The sequence below is a fragment of the Lysinibacillus sp. JNUCC 51 genome (assembly GCF_015999525.1).
GTDB classification, from domain to species: domain Bacteria; phylum Bacillota; class Bacilli; order Bacillales_A; family Planococcaceae; genus Lysinibacillus; species Lysinibacillus xylanilyticus.
Map to the genome: position 1 here is coordinate 3,572,239 of NZ_CP065545.1, position 21,970 is coordinate 3,594,208.

At 36.6% G+C, this 21,970-nt stretch carries 20 protein-coding genes; 17 read left to right on the forward strand and 3 right to left on the reverse strand.

Annotated features, from left to right (window positions below; genetic code table 11):
• Positions 1-200: 200 nt before the first annotated feature.
• From asnB to JNUCC51_RS17320, 4 genes are all read left to right on the forward strand, one after another.
• Entirely contained in the window at positions 201-2,048 is a 1,848-nt protein-coding gene (gene asnB / locus JNUCC51_RS17305) for an asparagine synthase (glutamine-hydrolyzing) (RefSeq protein ID WP_337989018.1), read from the forward strand.
• Between the two features lie 553 nt (positions 2,049-2,601).
• Complete coding sequence (locus JNUCC51_RS17310; RefSeq protein WP_337989019.1) at positions 2,602-4,215, forward strand: putative polysaccharide biosynthesis protein; 1,614 nt, start codon at positions 2,602-2,604, stop codon at positions 4,213-4,215.
• A 9-nt stretch (positions 4,216-4,224) separates the two neighbouring features.
• Entirely contained in the window at positions 4,225-4,938 is a 714-nt protein-coding gene (locus tag JNUCC51_RS17315; RefSeq protein WP_100544110.1) for a pseudouridine synthase, read from the forward strand.
• 175 nt (positions 4,939-5,113) lie between these two features.
• Positions 5,114-6,601 carry a GGDEF domain-containing protein gene (locus JNUCC51_RS17320; RefSeq protein ID WP_337989020.1) on the forward strand — a complete coding sequence of 496 codons (1,488 nt, stop codon included), beginning with the start codon at positions 5,114-5,116 and terminating at the stop codon, positions 6,599-6,601.
• Between the two features lie 427 nt (positions 6,602-7,028).
• Here the strand turns inward: JNUCC51_RS17320 and JNUCC51_RS17325 are convergent, their stop codons facing one another.
• Both JNUCC51_RS17325 and JNUCC51_RS17330 read right to left on the reverse strand, forming a co-directional pair.
• Entirely contained in the window at positions 7,029-8,204 is a 1,176-nt protein-coding gene (locus JNUCC51_RS17325) for an MDR family MFS transporter (RefSeq protein WP_337989021.1), read from the reverse strand.
• A 602-nt stretch (positions 8,205-8,806) separates the two neighbouring features.
• Positions 8,807-9,028, reverse strand: a complete 222-nt coding sequence (locus JNUCC51_RS17330) for a DeoR family transcriptional regulator (RefSeq protein WP_049667439.1) — start codon at positions 9,026-9,028, stop codon at positions 8,807-8,809.
• 355 nt (positions 9,029-9,383) lie between these two features.
• On the opposite strand from JNUCC51_RS17330, the gene pepV reads away from it, so the two are divergent.
• The 8 genes from pepV to JNUCC51_RS17370 all read left to right on the forward strand — a co-directional run bounded on the left by pepV (position 9,384) and on the right by JNUCC51_RS17370 (position 17,172).
• The gene (gene pepV / locus JNUCC51_RS17335; protein WP_337989022.1) at positions 9,384-10,790 is read left to right on the forward strand and encodes a dipeptidase PepV; all 1,407 of its coding nucleotides are present in this window, start codon (positions 9,384-9,386) and stop codon (positions 10,788-10,790) included.
• Positions 10,791-10,817: 27 nt separating this feature from the next.
• Complete coding sequence (dat, locus tag JNUCC51_RS17340; RefSeq protein WP_337989023.1) at positions 10,818-11,672, forward strand: D-amino-acid transaminase; 855 nt, start codon at positions 10,818-10,820, stop codon at positions 11,670-11,672.
• A 167-nt stretch (positions 11,673-11,839) separates the two neighbouring features.
• Positions 11,840-11,995: a hypothetical protein gene (locus tag JNUCC51_RS17345; RefSeq protein ID WP_337989024.1), complete on the forward strand. Its 156-nt coding sequence runs from the start codon at positions 11,840-11,842 to the stop codon at positions 11,993-11,995.
• A gap of 83 nt (positions 11,996-12,078) precedes the next feature.
• The gene (locus JNUCC51_RS17350; protein WP_049667442.1) at positions 12,079-13,083 is read left to right on the forward strand and encodes a nuclease-related domain-containing protein; all 1,005 of its coding nucleotides are present in this window, start codon (positions 12,079-12,081) and stop codon (positions 13,081-13,083) included.
• A 3-nt stretch (positions 13,084-13,086) separates the two neighbouring features.
• Positions 13,087-14,019 carry a diacylglycerol/lipid kinase family protein gene (locus JNUCC51_RS17355; RefSeq protein WP_337989025.1) on the forward strand — a complete coding sequence of 311 codons (933 nt, stop codon included), beginning with the start codon at positions 13,087-13,089 and terminating at the stop codon, positions 14,017-14,019.
• A gap of 95 nt (positions 14,020-14,114) precedes the next feature.
• The gene (trmB, locus tag JNUCC51_RS17360) at positions 14,115-14,762 is read left to right on the forward strand and encodes a tRNA (guanosine(46)-N7)-methyltransferase TrmB (protein WP_337989026.1); all 648 of its coding nucleotides are present in this window, start codon (positions 14,115-14,117) and stop codon (positions 14,760-14,762) included.
• A gap of 11 nt (positions 14,763-14,773) precedes the next feature.
• A complete protein-coding gene (locus JNUCC51_RS17365) occupies positions 14,774-15,637 on the forward strand; it encodes a YtnP family quorum-quenching lactonase (RefSeq protein WP_337989027.1) in 864 nt (287 codons plus the stop codon).
• A 308-nt stretch (positions 15,638-15,945) separates the two neighbouring features.
• Complete coding sequence (locus JNUCC51_RS17370; RefSeq protein ID WP_337989028.1) at positions 15,946-17,172, forward strand: carboxylate--amine ligase; 1,227 nt, start codon at positions 15,946-15,948, stop codon at positions 17,170-17,172.
• 80 nt (positions 17,173-17,252) lie between these two features.
• Here the strand turns inward: JNUCC51_RS17370 and JNUCC51_RS17375 are convergent, their stop codons facing one another.
• The gene (locus tag JNUCC51_RS17375; RefSeq protein ID WP_132357247.1) at positions 17,253-17,567 is read right to left on the reverse strand and encodes a hypothetical protein; all 315 of its coding nucleotides are present in this window, start codon (positions 17,565-17,567) and stop codon (positions 17,253-17,255) included.
• A 280-nt stretch (positions 17,568-17,847) separates the two neighbouring features.
• Here JNUCC51_RS17375 and JNUCC51_RS17380 point away from each other — a divergent pair, with 280 nt between their 5' ends.
• The 5 genes from JNUCC51_RS17380 to JNUCC51_RS17400 all read left to right on the forward strand — a co-directional run bounded on the left by JNUCC51_RS17380 (position 17,848) and on the right by JNUCC51_RS17400 (position 21,844).
• Positions 17,848-18,924, forward strand: coding sequence for a M42 family metallopeptidase (locus JNUCC51_RS17380; protein ID WP_337989029.1), 1,077 nt, complete (start codon positions 17,848-17,850; stop codon positions 18,922-18,924).
• A gap of 75 nt (positions 18,925-18,999) precedes the next feature.
• Entirely contained in the window at positions 19,000-19,521 is a 522-nt protein-coding gene (locus JNUCC51_RS17385) for a DUF84 family protein (RefSeq protein WP_337989030.1), read from the forward strand.
• 691 nt (positions 19,522-20,212) lie between these two features.
• Complete coding sequence (locus JNUCC51_RS17390) at positions 20,213-21,037, forward strand: DUF1444 domain-containing protein (RefSeq protein WP_337989031.1); 825 nt, start codon at positions 20,213-20,215, stop codon at positions 21,035-21,037.
• Complete coding sequence (ytpR, locus tag JNUCC51_RS17395; protein WP_337989032.1) at positions 21,034-21,648, forward strand: YtpR family tRNA-binding protein; 615 nt, start codon at positions 21,034-21,036, stop codon at positions 21,646-21,648. Before JNUCC51_RS17390 ends, ytpR begins: the two co-directional genes overlap by 4 nt.
• Positions 21,649-21,685: 37 nt before the next feature.
• Positions 21,686-21,844 (forward strand): hypothetical protein, encoded by a 159-nt coding sequence (locus JNUCC51_RS17400; protein WP_337989033.1) that lies wholly within the window; start codon positions 21,686-21,688, stop codon positions 21,842-21,844.
• Positions 21,845-21,970 lie beyond the last annotated feature (126 nt).

The following is a 21,970-nucleotide window of genomic DNA, read 5'->3' on the forward strand; positions in this document are numbered from 1 at the left end:
AATAGCTTAAATGTGTAAAGTTTAGATGGAAAATTCAAGTATAATTGAGAGATAAAGTGCTCGTTGTTTGAACGAATAATCAGTGTTGAATAACCTCACTGATGAAAGTTTTGCTTTATCTGCATTGTCTGTATGAAATGAATGTCTTTTCATGCTATTATGGTAAAGGTTATGCACTAAATTATGAGGTGAAAAATAGAATGTGCGGATTTATAGGCTATATTAATGGAACAAATGTGATCGATCATCATCAAACGATCGAAAATATGATGAATACAATTATTCACCGTGGACCAGACAGCGGTGGGATTCACAGTGATGATACAGTAACGTTAGGATTCCGTCGATTAAGCATTATCGACTTATCAGACGTGGCAAATCAGCCGTTGTACAGTGCGGATGGTAACATCGTTCTCGTATTTAATGGAGAAATCTTTAACTTCCAAGAGCTACGTGCTGATTTGATTGAAAAAGGTCATAACTTTAAAACACACTCTGATAGTGAAGTTATTATTTATGGTTATGTTGAATACGGAGTAGAATTTGTCAAAAAGCTTCGCGGAATGTTCGCATTCTGTATTTGGGATAAAAAGAATGATTTACAATTCATCGCTCGTGATGGCTTTGGTATTAAGCCACTGTATTATACAGAAAACACAACAGATGGTACTTTTATTTTCGGTTCAGAAATTAAATCATTTTTACCACACCCATCATTTATTAAAGAATTAAATAAAGATGCGCTACGTCCTTATTTGACGTTCCAATATTCTTCAATGGACGAAACGTTCTTTAAAGGTGTTTACAAATTACAACCAGCACACTATATGCTTATTAAAAATGGACAAAAGCAAATTGTGCAATATTGGGATAAAAAATTCCATGCAAAAGAAGCTCCAATTGAAAAATATGTAGAAGACATTCGTACGACAGTAAGAGAATCAGTAGATGCGCATCAAATCAGTGATGTAAAGGTTGGTTCTTTCTTATCAGGTGGTATTGATTCAAGTTATATTACTTCATTATTACGCCCTGATAAATCCTTCTCTGTTGGTTTCTCTGACTACGAGGATATGTTTAATGAAACAAATTTAGCAAAAGATTTATCTGATACATTAAATATTCAAAATGAGCGTAAATATATTTCTGCAGATGAGTGTTTTGAAGCATTACCAAAAATTCAGTGGCATATGGACGAGCCACAATCGAACCCATCTTCTGTACCGCTTTATTTCCTTTCTGAGTTAGCGTCGAAGGATGTAACAGTAGTACTTTCAGGTGAAGGTGCGGATGAAATTTTTGGTGGTTACTCATGGTACCAAAACTCTGGAAAAATGCAAAAGTATGAGAAAGTTCCATTTGGAATTCGTAAAGCATTACGTGGCATAGCAGAGGCGTTACCTAAAAATCAATATACGCACTTCCTTGTTAAAGGTGGTCAAACAGTAGAAGAACGCTTTATTGGGGAAGCGGTTGTATGGGATGAGGAAGATGCATTAAATGTATTGAAACCAGATTATAAAAATGGTCCATCTGTAAAAACGATTACAAAACGTATTTACGATGAGGTTCCAGGTGATGATGATGTTACTAAAATGCAGTATCTTGATTTGAATCTTTGGATGCCAGGCGATATTTTATTAAAAGCGGATAAAATGAGTATGGCTCATTCTATTGAATTACGTGTACCATTTTTAGATAAAGAAGTGATGGAATTAGCGAAAAACATTCCATCAAAATATCGTGTAAATGACATTGATACGAAATATGTTCTTCGTCAAGCTGCACATCAGGAATTACCTGAAGAATGGGCAAAACGTCCGAAGCTTGGCTTCCCAGTACCAATTCGTCACTGGCTGCGTGAAGAGAAGTATTACAAGATGGTTAAAGAAATGTTTACAACTGACTTTGCCAATGAATTCTTTGATACAAAGCAATTAGTTGGCTATCTAGATGAGCACTATGAAGAAAAAGCAAATCGTGGTCGTTATATTTGGACAGCATATGTGTTCTTAGTATGGTATAAACAATTTTTCGTAGATATGTAATAGAGAAGTAGCTTTAATCGGTGGGGGTTTTCTTAATCTCCACCGATTATTTTGAGCCATCTACTTTCCATGTGAAGGACATAATCGCTATTTTTTTATGGAGCTTCAAGAACTTTTTAATGTATTTATGCGTCTGTTTACCTATAAATATGTTAAGATTACAGTTGGTTTACTTATTTAATATTTTGCGATGATGTGCTTTCTTGTTGTTTTGCTCAATTTTGCTGGCGGTAGTATTATGGTTTGAACAGTAAAAGAAAGCTTTTTTTAACTTCTTTCAGCGTGTGTCTAAACATCTGATGAATATTGGAACTCAGTCTAAGAACGTCACGTCCTGTGGCAACGACTGAGAGCCCAACTGCGTGCCGCTGACGCTACGCTTTCGCGAAAATACTCGGGAAACAGAAAGAACTGTTCAAGAAGCAGGTTGAACCTCGAATGCATAGAAAAACGCCTGCTCTGTGTGTATTTGTAACAAGCATCTTTAACAGCAAATATTTTATAAGTGTTACGGTAATGAAAATATTGATTTTACGATGAATGGATGGGTACGATGTCCAATTTAATGAAAGGTACCGCGATATTGACAATGGGAATGTTTTTATCGAAGGTGCTCGGATTAATTTATATTTTTCCTTTTTATGCAATTGTGGGTGAGGAAAATGTTGCACTTTATCAATATGCATATATTCCCTATTCGATAATGCTAGCAGTAGCCATCTCGGGTGCGCCAATTGCTGTATCAAAGTTTGTATCTAAATACAATGCAATGGGTGATTATCAATCAGGCCGCAAGCTTATGAAATCAGGCATACTTATTATGATGTGTACGGGGTTAGCGGCGTTTATTTTTCTTTTTGCGCTAGCTACGCCAATAGCAGGGCTTGTTATTAAAAGTGATGATCAGGCATTTACGGTAGAGCAAATTGCTTCGGTTATTCGTTGGGTTAGCTTTGCGTTAATTGTCGTGCCATTTATGAGTCTATGGCGTGGATTTTTCCAAGGCTATGACAAAATGGAGCCTACTGCGATTTCTCAGTTAGTGGAACAAATTGTTCGTATTGTTGTGTTATTGGGTGGTTCATTCTTAGTTGTGGTAGTTTTCAACGGGAAACCAGAAACGGCTGTTTCCTTTGCAGTATTTGCTGCCTTTATTGGGGCAATTGGTGGGTTGCTAGTACTTTATTATTATTGGAAAAAATATCAACCTGAATTTGATTTACTGCGCAGTCAAAGTGTGACGTCTACACAGCTACCAATGTCCAACATATATAAAGAAGTAATTACGTATTCGATTCCGATGGTATTTGTAGGCGTAGCTAATCCGTTATTCCAGTTAGTGGATATGTTAACGTTTAATGGAGCTATGATATCTATAGGCTTAGCGGAAGTAACGGATAAGTATTTATCAATGATTAACTTTACAACACAAAAGGTTGTCATTATCCCAGTAATGTTAGCTACAGGTTTTTCGTCGGCACTCGTACCGACGATTACAAAATATTTTACGCAAGGTGAATATATTGCGCTACGACATGCAATGGATAAAACATATCAAATATTAATTTTTATTACATTGCCTGCGGTAGTTGGAATTTCATTGTTATCGAATGAAATATACTTTATGCTCTATACTGAAAGCGAGATGGGGGCTATGATTTTAGCCCATTATGCACCTGTTGCTATTTTATTTGCATTATTCCAAGTGACGGCAGCTCTTTTACAGGGCATTGACTTCCAAAAGTGGATTGTCTTTAGCTTATTAACTGGAATTTTCGTTAAGCTAGCGATTAACATTCCTTTAATTCGTTCGATGGAGGCAGATGGCGCACTTCTTGCTACAGCTATTGGTTATAGTGTTTCAATTATCATTAATATGCTTGTGCTACGAAAAACACTGAACTACAAATCAGAAATGGTTATTCGTCGTGTCATGCTCATTTCTCTTTTGACAGCGGCAATGGCGGTAAGTGTACTAATCGTTCATAAACTTTTATTGTTATTAATGGGACCAGTAAGTGGTAAGTTCTCTGCATTAGTTTATTCTGTTATTTGTGCTGGAGTAGGTGTAGCAGTATATGGTTATTTGTCTTTACGCCTAGGTTTAGCACAAAAGCTTCTTGGTGAACGATTGACAAGAATTACGAACAAACTGGGATTTAAATAGGAGGTACTAATGCGTTTAGATAAATTACTGTCTAATATGGGTTACGGGTCACGCAAGGAAGTTAAGCAGCTTCTAAAGCAAAAAGCAGTGACGGTAGATGGTGCATATGCGAAGGATGCAGCATTACATGTTGATCCTGACAAGCAGGAGGTCTCCGTATTTGGTGAACGTGTGAACTATACAGAATTTGTATACTTTATGATGAATAAGCCTCCTGGAGTTATTTCTGCAACGGAAGATTTACGAGATGAAACTGTCATCGATTTGTTAGATCCTTTACATCAACATTTCGAGCCTTTCCCTGTAGGTCGTCTAGATAAAGATACAGAGGGATTATTGTTGATAACAAATGATGGCATGTTAGCACATAATTTATTATCTCCTAAAAAACATGTGCCGAAGGTTTACTATGCACAAATAGAAGGAATTGTGACTGAGGAAGACCGTGAGAAATTTGCTCAAGGTGTTGAGCTAGACGATGGTTATGTTACAAAGCCAGGAGAGCTCATCATATTAAAATCTGCTCAGCAATCAGAAATTGAGTTAACGATCCAAGAGGGTAAGTTTCATCAGGTGAAGCGTATGTTTGAGGCTGTTGGTAAACGTGTAACGTATTTGAAACGCTTATCTATGGGCAACCTAAAGCTAGATGACAGTTTAGAATTGGGAGAATATCGAGAATTAACGGCTGAAGAGCTAGCCTGCATACAAAATAGGGATTAAAGAGTTCCTCGATACTAACGAAGATTAGTATCGAGGTATTTTTTATATACATACTTATACCAGTAATTGGATAATTATTGTAACTTTTGGTTAAAGGCCATTTAGCCTATCGTACTAATTAATCTCTAAATGTTTCAGAAAAATATGATGGTGAAGATAAGTAGAGGACAAGTTAATGAAAAACCTAAGAATTAAATTATTAATATCTTTAATTGCCTTTGCGTCAATACTTGTTGCTGTAATTTTTTATGTAAATAGGAAAATACTTACTGAGGATATAAAAAAACAAGAAGTCATGAATAGAACTTTAATTGAAAATCATATTCTGAGAGATATGCAAAATGTAGATAATGCATATTTTTATTTTGATAAAAATCTTTCTGACAAAATGGAAGAAGTACTACGAAAACTAATTACTTATTATAAAGAAAATCCATATATAGCAAAGTGGGATTTACTGAAAATAAAAAGCGAGAATGAAATGGATGTGTACATACTCGACCAATCAAATACCGTAATTTATACAACTTTTGAAAAAGATAAAGGTTTAAATTTTTCTGAATGCTGCCATCGTTTTTCTACTTTACTAGACGAACGTCGAGCAAGCGGACAATATTACACTGATGGTATAGATATTTCAACAACTACTGGGGGATATCGAAAATTTGGCTATTTAGCAACACCTGACAAGAAATATTTATTCGAGGTAGGTATAGACTTACTAGAAGATCCTGTATTTCAAACTTTTAACTTCGCAAAGACTGCTGACTATCTAATTGATAAATATGTTGATTTGTTAGAAGTGCAAACGATAAATGCGGGAGGCGTTTTCTTTGATGATTCTAAATCTCATGAAATAACTGTAAATGATCAATCGAAAATGTTTCAAGAGCATTTTGAGCAAGCCAAAAAAACAATGAAGCCAACGGAATATCAAAAGGAGTTAAAAAATGGTTATATTGAGAAGTACCGTTTTTTACCATATGAAGCTGAAGCGATTCGTGGAGAATCCTCAAAAAGAGTTGTATTTGTGAAATATGGTAATTTCACTGAAATAAGAGCGCTAACTAAAAATACAAAGCAGTTTCGAGGTTTGCTTTTTATTGCTTTAGGAACTTCCTTCATCATGCTATTAGTCATCAACAAACTCCTTTCTAAAACGATTCATCTTGCAACATATGATCCTTTAACAAATGTTTATAATCGTGCTACCTATATTAGAAAAATGGATAAGCTATTAAGACAAAGGAAGACGAATCAACCTGGTTTATTACTGTTAGATTTAGATAATTTTAATCAAGTAAATGATCGGTATGGCCATGTTGAAGGTGATAAAATTCTAATTGAAACTGCAAAAACTTTAAAACAAGAAGTAGGGAAAAATGGCTTTGTTGTAAGATTTGGTGGAGATGAATTTGCAATTGTTTTATATGATACGAAGGATGAACATATGGAAAAATTAGCGAATTCTATTTTGGAGAAGATTCATCATTTGAAGTATGCGGATAAAGTTTCTATTGATAGATGGTCTGTACTTTCAGTCAGTGTGGGGGGGCCGTTTGCATTCATTCAGATGAGTCAGAAAGAAGCTTATTTGAGCGTGCAGATAAGGCGTTGTATCAATCAAAAAGTGCTGGTAAAGACCGATACACTAGTTATGTAAAGACTCCTACTAATGAAGAAAGCTAAAGCTATTTCAAATTTTTTAGGATAAAATTATATGCTCGCTCCATTCCTATTAGTGAGTCCAAGCAAGAAGTTAAAGCCTTCGCACGCAATTATGCCGAGGCATAATTGATATGCTTGAGATACACTTATAGAAATGAAGCGATATTTTTGTCAGAAATTAAAACCCGTAAAGCCCTATTACTTTCATTATATTGGCTCATCATCAAAAGTTGTGGATGACATTTGTTAAAACATATGCCATGTTTATAAGTTGATTGGAGTGGAGACTGGGTGACTCCTTGGGGATCAGCAATAGAGGAACGAAGGCTAAAATATCACGTCCTGTGATAACGCCTTCGTGACCAACATCGGAGCGCCCAGTCAGAACGGAAATCAACCTCACTTTATGAAGATGAGCCACTTTACTCCTGTTGTGGCTTAAACCTAGATCTATAAAATATACAACTGCATAAAACTAGAACAGCAATAACTGGAAACATTGCGTTCATATAATGAGTTAGCAACCACCCACCAATAATTGGTCCAATAAAGCCCCCTAAATTTTTAAATTGAGCTGCTCCTAAATAGGTTCCCTTTTGTGTATCAGGCGCAATTTCATCAATCATGACACTCATAGTTGGAAAGGCGAAAATTTCACCAATCGTAAATATAATCATAGCGATTATATATAGAGGATAGTTATTTGAGAAGCCGAATAATAAAAGACCAAATACGAAGAACAGAATCCCTACTAATAGTGTAGCTGTTGATGAAAAACGTTCCGAAAGTATACTAATCGGTAATTGTAGTAATAACACAACTGCTGCATTTAGCGAGATTAGTAGAGAATAAAGCTTGGTACCATCAACAATTTTAAGTTCAATGATTTGTGGCAATGTTGAATCAAATTGAGAGTAACCGATATTTATTAAAATTGCCCCCAAAATAAAGCTAAGTAGTACACGATTTGTTAATAGAATCGTAAAGGTTTGCAGTATTTTAGTTGGTGTAGAAGCTTTTGGTTGCTGCATTTCATAGCGATTTAAAACGAAAAATAAAAATACAGCATAAATAATATACATAGTCCCTGTCAGCATGAATGGAATACTTGGGCTGGACAATTGAGAAATATAAACACCAATAATGGGACCAATCACAGCTGCTATGTTAATGGCTGCGTAACGAAACGAATACAATCTTTTTCGTTTATCTGGAGGAGTAAAATCAATCATTAAAGCCTGTGTCGAGGGTTCAAAGAAGGAGCGACATAAGCCATTTAGGGCGTTCAAAGCTACGAAGAACCAAACTGTTTGTGCTGTTGCAAAGCCAAAGAACACGATGCTCCAAATAATAATAGTAAGCAAAATGATGCTTTTCCTGCCAAAGCGGTCAGTTAAATAGCCACCAAAGAATCCTCCAACTGTGGAGATTAACGGTGCAATACCAATTGTCAAACCAATTTGTAAAGGGGATGCTTCAATCTCATTATGTAAGTAAATTGCTAAAAAGGGCATTGCCATAAAACTTGCAATACGTGTGAAAATAGTTCCCCCTAAAATAATCCAAACTAGTGGATGAAACTGTTTGGGAAGTTTCATAGATTCCTCCTCTTAAAATGTAGAATGTTTCGATTTTAACGGATTGTTAATCAATTGTAAATAGTCAAAAAACATTAGGGGGTAACGTTGGGAAAACGAATGTTATCAAAATACATGAATTCTTAGGGAATATAGGGCTTTGCATAAATAAGGTTCGTCACTGTAACATGAGGTTGATTTCCGTTCCGACTGGCGCACAGAGCAAAGCTTCCTGAGGGTGTCCAATGAGCCGCTCCGCTGCGCTGCAGGGTCTCGGGCCAACAGATGTTTTTTGCGCGGAAACGTAGTGACAGCAAAAGGGTTCATCTGCGCGAAAGCGAAGCGGCAGCGGCAACAGCACGATGTTGGTCACAAAGGCGTTATCACAGGATGCAATTGTGCCGAGGCATAATTGATAAAATATCATCCTAAGCTATTGATGATGAGCAATAAATATTGAATATTTATTAATCAGAGGGGAATTTCACTTAAAGTAATCAAATCATATTTGCTTGGTAGCTTGATAAATTGTGAGGAAATAAAAAATAGTAGAAAACAAAAAAAGAATGACCACGACGAAAGGTCATTCTTTTCCCATACAAAATACGTGTTACACGTAAAAACTAAGACGTCAATTTTACTTTTTTCTTCGTCGTTGTCCATTTGCCTCGACTTGGACTCATCACCAAATCGTTAAAGGCTAACACGTTCAAATCCCTTTGAACGGTGCGAGGAGTGATACTAAACTCTTCGACTAAATCCTGTGTAGACACGGTTCCTTTGTCTAAAATAAACATGTACACGTCTTTAATACGATTAAGCATTCGATCAGTAGTTGGTTTCATAAATGAACCACTCCTTCATCTTAATTCTCTTGGCAAAGACTAGCGGACGACAATATGTGCGGAGTGCACTTAGGCTAATAAGTAGCTGCCTTAGACATCCCCTTTTCTTATTTTATATTCAGAAAAATTATTCTGATAACTTCATTATATAGAAAAGCTAGTCAATTTTCTAGTGAATGCAAGGGAAATTTACAATAAAGTCATAAAATTTATACTGTATTTTGTGGGAATAGGTGAAAAACATGCTATATGTGGTACTGTCCGAAGCAAGATATAGAAAAGTTGTCAGAAAGATGATTGTAATTTATGTTGTAAAGAGTAGAATAATGATAATACATTGAAGGAGGTACATCATATGGATTGGTTACAAGCTGCTAAAGAAAGGCAAGATGAATTGATACAAGAGTTAAAGGAGCTTGTGCAAATTAATAGTGTTCTCGATGAGAATACGATTACTACTGAAGTACCTTTTGGTGATGGTCCACTAAAGGCTCTTGAATGGTTATTAGCAAAGGGCCAAGCTGAAGGACTGCAAACTAAAAATATTGACAATTATGCAGGTCACATACAGATGGGTGAAGGCGATGATTTATTAGGTATTTTATGTCATGTTGACGTAGTACCAGTTGGTGATGAAACAGATTGGACATACCCACCCTTCAGCGGCACTGTAGCAGATGGTAAGCTATTTGCTCGTGGCGCAATAGATGATAAAGGCCCAACAATTGCGGCATGGATGGCCATGAAACTTGTGAAAGATGCAGGCATTGAGCTTAATAAAAGAGTACGTATGATTATAGGTACGGATGAAGAAACAGGCTTCCGCTGTGTCGACCACTATTTTAAACATGAGGAAATGCCGACGATTGGATTTGCACCAGATGCGGATTTCCCGCTCATCAATGCTGAAAAAGGCATCGCGGAGCTAGTGTTCTCTCAAAATAAAACAGGCGATGCTTCGAAAGAACAGCTATTACTATTTAATGCTGGAAAGCGACCAAATATGGTACCTGATTTTGCAAAAGCAACGGTGCAATTTGTCTCTCCACAATTCGAACAGAATTTTCACACATTTTTAGGCAAAAATCAGCTAGAAGGCTCTTTATTAATCGAGGGTTCTCGCTATATAATAACTATCAAAGGTAAGGCAGCCCATGCAATGGAGCCAGAAAAAGGTGTCAATGCAGCTGTTTATCTTACAGCATTTTTACAACAAGAGTTGACGACAGAGGCAAGTAAACAATTTGTCGACTTTACCGCAGATGTTTTTTATCAAGACCATTATGGTAACAAGCTTGATTTACAATTTGAGGATGAAATGTCTGGTAAAACTACATTGAATCCAGGCATTGTAACTTACGATGTGGCTAAAGGTGGTAGCATGGTAATTAGTATGCGCTATTCTGTCACATATCCGTTTGATGAAAAAATCACGGAAGCACAACGCTTAGCTGTGGCAAAAGGATTTTCATTGGATATTCAAGATGACTCAAAGCCTCATTATGTAAGCGAGGACGATGCATTTATCAAGACTTTAGCTGATATTTATAGACGTCAAACAGGGGATTATGAATCACCTTTACTATCTACAGGTGGCGGTACATATGCACGTGTGATGAAAAAAGGTGTTGCATTTGGCATGCTGTTCCCGGGTGAACCTGACGTAGCGCATCGTGCGGATGAGTTTGTAGTCATTGAAAATCTCATAAAAGCAGCAGCTATTTATGCTGAAGCAATTGTTGAACTTGCAGGAAACAAATAAATTAAATATGAAAAGGATGAACGAAACATGGCATATTCATTATGGAATGATCAAATCGTTGAAGAAGGGTCAATTGCAATATCTCCAGAAGACAGAGGTTACCAATTTGGTGACGGTATATATGAAGTAATTAAAGTTTATAACGGAAACATGTTCACAGCACAAGAACACATTGATCGTTTCTATGCGAGTGCCGAAAAAATTCGTCTTGTCATTCCTTATACTAAAGACGTATTACACAAATTATTACATGATCTTATCGAAAAAAATAATTTGGAAACGGGACATGTTTACTTCCAAATTACACGTGGTACAACTTCTCGTAATCATATTTTCCCGGATGCAAGTGTTCCAGCAGTATTAACAGGGAATGTTAAGGCTGGCGAGCGTTCATATGAAAACTTTGAAAAAGGTGTTAAGGCTACCTTCGTAGAAGATGTTCGCTGGTTACGTTGTGATATTAAATCATTAAACTTATTAGGTGCTGTACTGGCAAAACAGGAAGCATCTGAAAAAGGCTGCTATGAAGCTATTTTACATCGTGGTGACATCGTAACAGAATGTTCATCAGCAAATGTTTACGGCATTAAAGATGGTAAGCTTTATACTCACCCAGCAAATAACTTCATTTTAAACGGTATTACCCGCCAAGTTATTTTGAAATGTGCTGAGGAAATTAATTTACCAGTTATTGAAGAACCAATGACGAAAGCTGATGTATTAACAATGGATGAGATAATTGTGTCATCTGTATCTTCTGAAGTAACACCAGTTATCGATGTTGATGGAAATAAAATTGGTGCTGGAGTTCCAGGCGAATGGACTCGTAAATTACAGCAAGCATTCGAAGCGAAATTACCGCTTTCTATTAATGTGAAATAAATGAAACATTAAGAGAACTACCTTAAACTTGGGTAGTTCTCTTTTTTCTATAGAGTAAATTATGGATGTTTTATCCTGAAACGTCATGTAAAATAAAAAGGATGAATTCAGTTGTAGAATGATTGCTATAGGAAATTAAAGTTTAAGAGCAAATGTCGATGTAATGAATGCAAATGTCTATTTATCTTTATTTAGCAATTTTTTATGTAGCGACAGCAACAAGAGTTTTCTGTGCGAAAGCGAAGCGGCAGCAACAAGAGTTTTCTGTGGGAAGCGAAGCGACAGCAATAACAACAGCTACAATTACGTCAAGGAGTAAGTAGATACTTCAATTTGCCTCCCGAGTAGTAATGGGGAAAATGGCAAATTAGAGATATAGAGTGAGTAAGATTGGAGTGACCTTAACATGGCACAATTGGTGAAATTACAAGATTATATTTCACGCTATCAAATTGATTTAGCGAGATATCCGACACAATTTGTACGCTTAAAGAAAAGTCAGTGGGAGCGTGTTAAGCGACAGTGGGAGTTAGGGGAAGAAATTAGTGAATGGCAACATACCGACGACGATTCAGAAAATGATTCCTTCGCAGAAAAAGAGAGATTCTCTTTATTTAAAAAAATATTTGCAGGTCGTCAGAAGGAAGAAAATGAGGACGTTGAACAGATAGAAATATCGAATGAACTAGTGAGTGATGAAGATATTATTCCTGAAGAAGAAACGACTTTAACATTTGAACCGAAAATTGTCTATGCGCCACAATCTATTCATGAATTAAAACGAATGTTTATCGATCAATTTTTCCATTTCCAAATGAAATGGGCAAGTTCAACATTACGAGAAAAATCGTATGTAGATCCTCGTTTTATGCGTGACCCCTTGTTACGAAATTTATTGCAAAAATTACCGGATAATTATTTACTTTTTTACTATCCAATTTTGCAAATTAGAAAAGCACCCATAGAGCTTGATGTCGTACTAATGTCACCGACAGAATGTATTTGTATAACTGTACTAGAAGCAGAAAATCAAGCCGTTTATGTAGGAGGCAGTGAGCGATTCTGGATAAAAAAAGTAGGGACGAAGGATTCAAAAGTTCTTAATCCGATGATAAGTTTAAATCGCATGGAGTCTGTATTAACTCAATTATTTATGCAGGACAATATAAGTATGCCGATTCGCAAGGTTATTTTAACACAGAATGGCTATTTCGATTATCCAGGGTCATCTTACGGAATTCAATTTGTTGATCGTCGAAATTATGGGGAGTGGATGGAGCATTTAAAGAAAGTGTCTTCTCCTATGAAGCATATGCAAATTCGTGCTTCTCAAACAATTTTAAATAACGTACAAACAACATCCTTTAATCGAGATATTTGGAAACAATCTTCTCAACCGGCAGGAGAGTAGTAAATGCAAGTATTATTTATTGTGAATGAAGCAGCAGGGCACGGCAAAGGTAAGAAAGTTTGGCATCACCTTCAACAGCATTTAACAATGGACTATGAAGTCGCCTATACAGAATATGAGGGACATGGACAGGAACTTGCAAAAAATTGGGCGCAAGATGCTCAAACTAAAAAATTAATTGTTATTGTTGGCGGTGACGGCACAATCCATGAGGTTGTTAGTGGCATTGTACATAATAAATTTATAGTTATTGGTGTAGTCCGTGCTGGCTCTGGCAATGATTTTGCAAGATACTTTACTACATTTAATAATGCTTTTCAAATTGAAAGCTATATACAAAAAGAAATGACTAACCTTCCAATGGATGTTGGTACCGTTCAATTTGGGGATCAGCAGCATGAGATATTTGTTAACAATTCTGGTGTGGGCTTTGATGCATTTGTCACAAAGCGGATTAATATATCCCGTTTGAAGTTTTATCTCAATAAAATAGGTCTTGGCAAGCTATCCTATGCTGCAGCTGTTGTAAGAGGGCTATTTAGCTTTAGATGCTTTGATGTAACTATACGTACAGACGATCAAGAATGGAAATTTAAGCAGGCATGGTTTGTTGCGATGAGCAATCAACCTTATTTCGGAGGGGGTATGAAAATTTCCCCATCTTCTAAGCCTGATGATGGACAAGTTGAAATAACAATCGTTCACGGTATTTCACGACTTAAATTGCTACTAGTTTTTGTCACGGTTTTTTTTGAAAAGCATACAAAATTTAATGAGATTACTTTTTTACAAGGCAATCAATTTAACATTTTCGTGCACGCAAATAACATTGATTGTCATACGGATGGTAATTATATCGGAGAAATTACAGATGGCACGAGGATTCATTGTACTGTGCAACGTAAGGCATGGCAGGTTATATCAAAAGGTCAGTAAAAAAATACCATTTCGCAATAATATCATGCGAATTTTATGGTAATACGTTATACTATAAAAAACATAATTTCACGAGAAAGAAATGAGGAAAAAAATTGAGATTAAGAAATAAGCCTTGGGCTGAGGAAATGATTACGAATCATCCAGAGGTGATTGTTCCAAATCCTGAAGACTTTAAAGGAAATTGGCAGGCTGTTTTTGGAAATGACAACCCACTACATATTGAAGTAGGTACTGGGAAAGGACAATTTGTCACAGGTATGGCCTTACAAAATCCGGATATAAATTATATTGGCATTGAACTTTATGACAGTGTAATTGTTTGTGCATTGGAAAAAATTATAGAGGCTAAATCTCCAGCGAATTTACGACTATTAAAAGTAAATGGCGCAGATTTAAATAAATTCTTTGAAAAAAATGATGTAGATCGTGTGTATCTGAATTTCTCAGATCCTTGGCCAAAAACGCGCCATGCTAAGCGACGTTTAACGCACGGGGATTTTTTGAAATTATATGAGTCGATTTTAGTGGATGAGGGGGAAATCCATTTTAAAACGGACAACCGTGGTTTGTTTGAGTATTCATTAACTAGTATTTCTGAATATGGTATGTTACTAAAGTATGTATCACTCGACCTACATGCGAATATGCCTGAGGATAATGTTATGACTGAATATGAGCAGAAGTTTTCTGCTAAAGGACAGCCAATTTATCGTCTAGAATCGCAATTCTTAACTAAATAGGGGGAGTATGGATGGATCATTTAAAGTTTCACAGTATGTCATTATCATGGCTAAACGGGGGTGTCACTTGCCTTGATGGCGGTGCTATGTTTGGCGTTGTACCAAAACCACTATGGTCACGTAAATATCCAGTCAACGAAAAAAATCAAATCGAGCTACCAACTGAGCCGATTTTAATTCAATATGGTGGCAAAAACTATATTATTGATACTGGTGTTGGCTTTAACAAATTAAATGAAAAACAGCTACGAAACTTTGGGGTAACTGAGGAATCAACATTAGCGGCTAGCTTACAGGAGCTAGGATTAACAACAGCTGATATTGATGCAGTATTAATGACCCATTTACATTTTGACCACGCTGGAGGTTTAACGCAATGGGAAGATGATGTACTTGTACCAACATTCCCGAATGCCAAAATCTTTGTAACGAAAATCGAATGGGACGAAATGCGTGAGCCAAATATTCGCTCAAAAAATACGTATTGGAAAGAAAACTGGGAGCCAGTTCAGCACTTAGTAGAAACTTATGAAGGTACGTTAGAGGTAGCTCCGGGTATTGAAATGATCCATACGGGTGGTCATAGTAATGGTCATGCCATTATAAAATTGACTCAAAATGGCGAGGTATTATTGCATATGGCAGATATTATGCCTACACATGCACATCAAAATCCATTATGGGTTTTAGCGTATGATGATTATCCAATGGCAAGTGTTTTTGCAAAGGAACGTATAATGAAAGAAGCGCTTGCAAATGGCTACGGCTTTATCTTCTACCATGATGCGTATTACCGCATGATTAAATGGGATGAAACAGGGAAAGAAATTGTAGATAAGCTTGAACGTAGTAGACAAGCTGTTATTACATTCTAATTAATAGAACGTGTGAACCTTATGTGTTCGCACGTTTTTTCAATATGTTTATTTTCGCACAAAAAACATCTTGCAGAAATTTTATATTATTATTATAAATTAGAGTGACAAACACCAGGAAGCTTTGCTCTGTGCGAAAGCGAAGCGTCAGCGATAAAAGCGCCCAGTCGGAACGGAAATCAACCACACGTTATGGTGAAGAGCTTATTTGTCAACACCCCATTTTTTTGACACTTTTTTCGTGAACATCTTGGAAAATATGATACACTAAAAGCTATACTAAAACATAAAAGAGAGTTGAAATATACATGGCAACTGAGCAACCATTTTTACCAGTATTACTAGGATCAGATATGAATGCATATGGTATGGCACGTGCATTTTATGAGGCATATGGTATTAAACCACTTGTATTAGGACGTTCACATTTAACGGCAACGCAAGATAGTCATATCATAAATTTCGAAGAGATTGATCGCTTAAATGAACAGGATGTATTTGCACCTGCACTTGCAAAGGTCGCAAAAAAATATTCTGATAAAAAACTACTGTTGTTAGCTTGTGGAGATGATTATGCAAAGCTTATTATCAAAAATAAGCCAGCATTACAGGAGCATTTTACAGTACCATACATCGATGAATCACTTATGGATGAAATTTTATTAAAAGAAAATTTCTATAAAATGTGTGATAAGTACGATTTTAAATATCCAGGTACAACGACTGTAACAGCAGACAATTACGAAAACTTTACACCACCATTTGATTACCCAATTATTTTAAAGGCTTCTAACTCTGTGGAATACTGGGCATGTAAATTCCCAGGTAAGAAAAAAGTTTTCGTTGCACATGATGAAGCAGAAAAAACAGCTATTTTAAAAGCAATCTATAGCTCAACTTACCAGGATACAATGATTATTCAAGAATTCATTCCAGGTGATGATTCGTATATGCGTGTATTAAATGCGTATGTAGGGAAAGATGGCAAAGTGAAGCTAATGTGTCTAGGAAACCCAATCTTAGAAGAGCATTCACCTGAAGGAATCGGTAGCTATGCAGCAATTGTTACAACATACGATAAAGAATTAATGGATCAAGTACGTTTCTTCTTAGAGGATATCGGTTATACAGGATTTGCTAACTTCGATATGAAATACGATATGCGTGACAAACAGTATAAGTTGTTTGAAATTAACTTACGTAATGGTCGCTCTAGTTATTATGTAACAGCAAGTGGTCATAATTTAATGAAATATGTAGCAGATGACCATATGTTAAATATTGAACAGGAAGTAACTTATGTTCAAGACAAGCATTTATGGATGATCATTCCTAAGGGTGTTCTATTCAAATATGCATCCAATGAAAAGCTTAAGCTAGAAGCAAAAAAATTAATTCGTGAAGGGAAATATACAAACTCTCTTTACTTTAATCAAGATATGAATGCGAAACGTTGGGTGAAGCTAACGTTAAATAATTTAAATTATTATCGAAAATATAAAAAATACTTCAACAATAAAGGATTGTCTGAGTAAAACAAAGAAGCCATCTCAAATAACTGAGATGGCTTCTTTTGTAGGTTCTATAATATTTGATCATGTATTACTGAGAAAAGTTATACTTCTGTTAGCTCTACTACAACGCCTGAGCGAGCGTCAGCAGCAAATTCAAATGTTTGCATTTCGCCCTCATGCATACGAGAGATACCTCCACGGTATACAGGAATAGTCATAATGCCGTTTGAGAAATTGTCTGTTTTCATAAAAATCCAAGAACCGTCAATCGGTGAATCCTTTTTAAATTCTTTTTTTATGTTTTCAAGTACTTGTCCTGCAGGTACATACGGAGAAACCTTTTCACTTGCTTCTTTAACAATGACTGCGGCAGCTAGGCCAGTAGCAACACCAATTAAAAAATCACGTAATTTCATGCTTTTTTCCTCCTTTTTCTATAGCTCCATTTTAACATAGCATACAGAGTGAATGCACGTTCACACATTAGCACTTTTCAGGAAATGTATCAATATTTCGAATTTGGAAATTGCACTGATGCATCGCTTTAGCGCAGAGCAAATTTTGGATAACTTTTGAAGATGGGCTACACTCGCAGTTATCTTCTACTCATTGAAAAATGAGAGTTTTCTGATGAATATAGATAAATATGTTACAATGACTAGGAAGAATATTCTACTTCGTGGGGAGAGAGTCAACATGAATGAGGAAACATTACAATTATTTAAAACACTAACAGAATTACCAGGCGCACCGGGTAATGAGCATGCTGTACGTGCGTTCATGCGTTCTGAGTTGGAAAAGTACTCGGATGAGATCGTTCAGGATAATTTAGGGGGTATTTTCGGTGTGAAGCATAGTGAAGTTGCTGATGCACCAAAAGTGTTAGTTGCTGGTCATATGGATGAAGTGGCATTCATGGTTACTTCTATTACTGATAACGGTATGATCCGCTTTCAAACATTAGGTGGCTGGTGGAACCAGGTTATGCTAGCACAACGAGTTGAAGTATTTACCAAAAACGGTGCAATTCCTGGCGTAATTTCATCAATACCACCACATTTATTAACAGATGCTGAACGTTCTAAACCGATGGATATTAAAAATATGCTAATAGATGTTGGTGCAGACAATAAAGAAGATGCTATTGCACTTGGCGTTCGTCCAGGTCAATCAATTATCCCTGTCTGCCCATTTACACCGATGGCCAATCCGAAAAAAATTATGGCCAAGGCTTGGGATAACCGCTATGGCTGTGGATTGGCAATTGAATTGATGAAAGAGGTAAAAGGTGAAAAGCTAGCCTCGCATTTATATTCAGGTGCCAACGTAATGGAAGAAGTTGGTCTGCGAGGTGCTCAAGTATCTGCAAATATGATTAAACCGGATTTATTCTTTGCTCTAGATGCTTCACCTGCAAATGATATGTCAGGAGAAAAAAATCAATTTGGTCAGCTTGGAAAAGGGACATTATTACGTATTCTTGACCGTACGATGGTTACACATAGAGGTATGCGTGAATTCATCCTAGATACTGCGGAAACGAATAATATCCCTTATCAATATTTTGTATCACAAGGTGGTACGGATGCAGGTCGTGTGCACACGGCAAATGACGGTGTTCCAAGTGCAGTAATTGGTGTTTGCTCACGTTATATTCATACAGCTGCGTCAATTATTCATATTGATGACTATGCAGCTGCAAAAGCGTTAATTGTGGAACTAGTGAAAAAAGCAGATCGTTCGACATTAGCAACGATTCGCGCTAATGTGTAAAGCGATTCTACCGGAAGAAGTTAAAAGATGCCTTTAGGGGCATCTTTTTCTATGCGAAGAAAGAGGGATTAGAAAATGAACATAACTATTGGAACAACAAACAAAGCAAAAACAGAGGCAGTTGAAGTTATAGCTAAAAAATATTTTGATAATCCAAATTTCACCTACGTTAAGGCTGCTTCACAAGTATCTGATCAACCGATGACTCAAGAAGAAACACGATTGGGAGCAATTAACCGTTCAAAAAACGCAATCAAAGAGACGGGCGCGCAATTATCGTTTGGATTAGAGGGTGGAGTGACTGAAATTGATGGCGTTATGTACGTTTGTAACTGGGGAGCACTTACAGTACCAGATGGAAAAACTTATACAGCTGCTGGCGCACAAATTATATTACCAGAAGAAATTGCCCAGGAAATAAGAGCTGGGAAGGAACTTGGGCCTGTAATGGAGCATTATACACAACGCCGTGATATCCGACAAGGTGCGGGAGCTGTAGGTGTTTTCACACAGGGGTTAGTAAGTCGTCAGATGATGTTCGAGCATATAGTCTCGCTTCTTATTGGACAATATTTATTCACATTGGCACATGACTAGTGTCTTTTGATTAGTGATACTGGAATAGTAAAGGGTAGTAAAGTTGCAACTTTAAAATAATTTTTTTAAAATAGAAAGACAGATAATTGGATAGTTTTGAACAGAACGGTTCACAAATATGTGAGCCGTTTTCTCATCATTTAACTTCTTTCAGCAATTATTTTCTGTAGCGAAACGAAGCGTCAGCTACAGAAGTCTCCCACCTCTATAGGTGGTGAGATTAGATGAGGTTTCAAGTTACTTTTCTGCGGGTGTCCAAACACCTGTGCTTGTTGCTGCGCTTTCGGTACAAAAGACTTCTGCTGTTAAAGCCTCCGGCGGATGTCAAGGAATCGGAAATGAGTTAATAAAAGATGTTAACCTAAAATCATCGCATCCATGCGATAACGGCTAACTGACCTGCATCCTGTTGTTGTTGCCGCTTAGCTTTCGCACAGACAAAAACACTTTGCTGCCGCTACGCTTTCGCACAAAAAACATCTGTTGCTGCCGCTGCGCTTTCGCACATAAAACATTTGCAGGCCTAAGCACAAAGTCGATTCCTGACTCAATTATGCCGAGGCATAATTGAGCATATTAAGCTACAATAGAATTCTACCTCTATTGTTGATGATTTGAATAAGGGTAAAATTCATTTTCGAAGGTAATTAAGCCAAAAATACATTAATTTAGACGGAAGGATGTGAGCTAGGTGAAACAAATTAAGTCAGAACAACTTGTGACCCTATTAAAACAACAATTGAATGAGGAAAAGTTTGATTTTGAATTTGATAAAAAGCACGATAAATTACGCCTAAACCATAAAAAAATTGGTAAAGGGATGGAGCTTTCTCTACCAGGCATTTTAGCAAAATATAATGATAAGCAAGGGGCTGCAATCGATGAAGTTGTTTATACAATCGAGCAAACCTTTAATGCTATGGAGCAAGAGATGGAACAAGGATTCCGAGCTACTACAAAAATATATCCAGTTATTCGCGCAACATCCTACCCTCAAGCCTCGAAGGAGGGGCATGCATTCATCACTACTGAACATACAGCTGAAACACGTATTTTTTATGCGCTTGATTTAGGAAAAACATATCGTTTTATTGATGAATCCATGTTAGAGGTACTACAATTAACAGTAGAGCAAATTCGTGAAATGGCACGATTTTCCGTAAAGCAACTACCAACAGTTTATAAGAAAGATGAAGTTGCAGGGAATATTTTCTATTTCGTTAATGCTAATGATGGCTACGATGCAAGTCGTATTTTAAATGAAAGCTTTTTGAAAGAAATGCAGACTAACATTGAAGGTGACATGACGTTATCTGTGCCGCATCAGGATGTATTAATAGTAGGTGATATTCGTAATGAAACAGGGTATGATGTATTAGCACAGATGACGATGCATTTCTTCGCTGTCGGTACTGTACCGATCACGTCATTATCTTTTATTTATGAAGATGGGGAGCTAGAACCAATCTTTATATTAGCAAAAAACAGAGTTAAAAAGGAGCAAGAGAAACAATGAATGTATTTTACAACAAAGAGCATGTAGGAGATGTATTGCTAGTACAATTAGCAACAGAATCAATCGTGAAGACAGAGGTAGAACGTGCGGGTGATATCGCTATTTTAAAGGAAGCACAAACTGGAGAAATTAAAGCATTTAATTTATTTAATGCCAGCAACTATATACAAACTGATGCAAAAGGTCTAGTTGAAGTTACTCCAGAATTAGTAGCACAGCTAGAGGCAGCTATTGCGAAAAATGGAGCTGTAATCAGCCTTAATGTAGATTTTTCTCCAAAATTTGTCGTGGGTTATGTAGAAACTAAGGACAAGCATCCAAATGCTGATAAATTAAGCATTTGTTCTGTAAACGTAGGTGAAGAGACATTACAAATTGTATGTGGTGCGCCAAATGTGGAAGCAGGTCAAAAAGTTGTTGTAGCAAAAATTGGTGCGGTAATGCCTTCTGGAATGCTTATTAAAGAAGGTAATTTGCGTGGTGTTGAATCTTACGGTATGTTATGTTCAGCACGTGAATTAGCAATACCAAATGCACCATCTGAAAAAGGAATTTTAGTATTACCGGAGGATGCGATAACTGGTAGTGCGTTTGAAGTACCAACTAGATAAAGCCTTCGGGAGCACTGTTTAACTGCTTGAAAGTGCAGTGACAACGGCAATTGTTTTTGTTGCGAAAGCAAAGCGACAGCTACAAGTGTTTTCTGTAGCGAAAGCAAAGCGACAGCTACAAGTGTTTTCTGTAGCGGCAGCTACAATTTGTCGAGACAAAATTGATTATATGTACTTAAAATCGTTATGCTACTAATTTGCTAGTAACATAACGATTTTTTTGTGTAGAATAAGCCTCTTAATGCAAGTTTCTATTACATTTTTATGGTATGCTTTTTGTTATAGACATTTAACTTCTTTCGCAAATATTTTCTGTAGAGAA

Bases quoted from the DNA above. Each gene is read 5' to 3' on its own strand.
- asnB (WP_337989018.1), top strand. From the start codon at position 201: ATGTGCGGATTTATAGGCTATATTAATGGAACAAATGTGATCGATCAT.
- JNUCC51_RS17310 (WP_337989019.1), top strand. From the start codon at position 2,602: ATGTCCAATTTAATGAAAGGTACCGCGATATTGACAATGGGAATGTTT.
- JNUCC51_RS17315 (WP_100544110.1), top strand. From the start codon at position 4,225: ATGCGTTTAGATAAATTACTGTCTAATATGGGTTACGGGTCACGCAAG.
- JNUCC51_RS17320 (WP_337989020.1), top strand. From the start codon at position 5,114: ATGAAAAACCTAAGAATTAAATTATTAATATCTTTAATTGCCTTTGCG.
- JNUCC51_RS17325 (WP_337989021.1), bottom strand. From the start codon at position 8,204: ATGAAACTTCCCAAACAGTTTCATCCACTAGTTTGGATTATTTTAGGG.
- JNUCC51_RS17330 (WP_049667439.1), bottom strand. From the start codon at position 9,028: ATGAAACCAACTACTGATCGAATGCTTAATCGTATTAAAGACGTGTAC.
- pepV (WP_337989022.1), top strand. From the start codon at position 9,384: ATGGATTGGTTACAAGCTGCTAAAGAAAGGCAAGATGAATTGATACAA.
- dat (WP_337989023.1), top strand. From the start codon at position 10,818: ATGGCATATTCATTATGGAATGATCAAATCGTTGAAGAAGGGTCAATT.
- JNUCC51_RS17345 (WP_337989024.1), top strand. From the start codon at position 11,840: ATGCAAATGTCTATTTATCTTTATTTAGCAATTTTTTATGTAGCGACA.
- JNUCC51_RS17350 (WP_049667442.1), top strand. From the start codon at position 12,079: ATGGCACAATTGGTGAAATTACAAGATTATATTTCACGCTATCAAATT.
- JNUCC51_RS17355 (WP_337989025.1), top strand. From the start codon at position 13,087: ATGCAAGTATTATTTATTGTGAATGAAGCAGCAGGGCACGGCAAAGGT.
- JNUCC51_RS17365 (WP_337989027.1), top strand. From the start codon at position 14,774: ATGGATCATTTAAAGTTTCACAGTATGTCATTATCATGGCTAAACGGG.
- JNUCC51_RS17370 (WP_337989028.1), top strand. From the start codon at position 15,946: ATGGCAACTGAGCAACCATTTTTACCAGTATTACTAGGATCAGATATG.
- JNUCC51_RS17375 (WP_132357247.1), bottom strand. From the start codon at position 17,567: ATGAAATTACGTGATTTTTTAATTGGTGTTGCTACTGGCCTAGCTGCC.
- JNUCC51_RS17380 (WP_337989029.1), top strand. From the start codon at position 17,848: ATGAATGAGGAAACATTACAATTATTTAAAACACTAACAGAATTACCA.
- JNUCC51_RS17385 (WP_337989030.1), top strand. From the start codon at position 19,000: ATGAACATAACTATTGGAACAACAAACAAAGCAAAAACAGAGGCAGTT.
- ytpR (WP_337989032.1), top strand. From the start codon at position 21,034: ATGAATGTATTTTACAACAAAGAGCATGTAGGAGATGTATTGCTAGTA.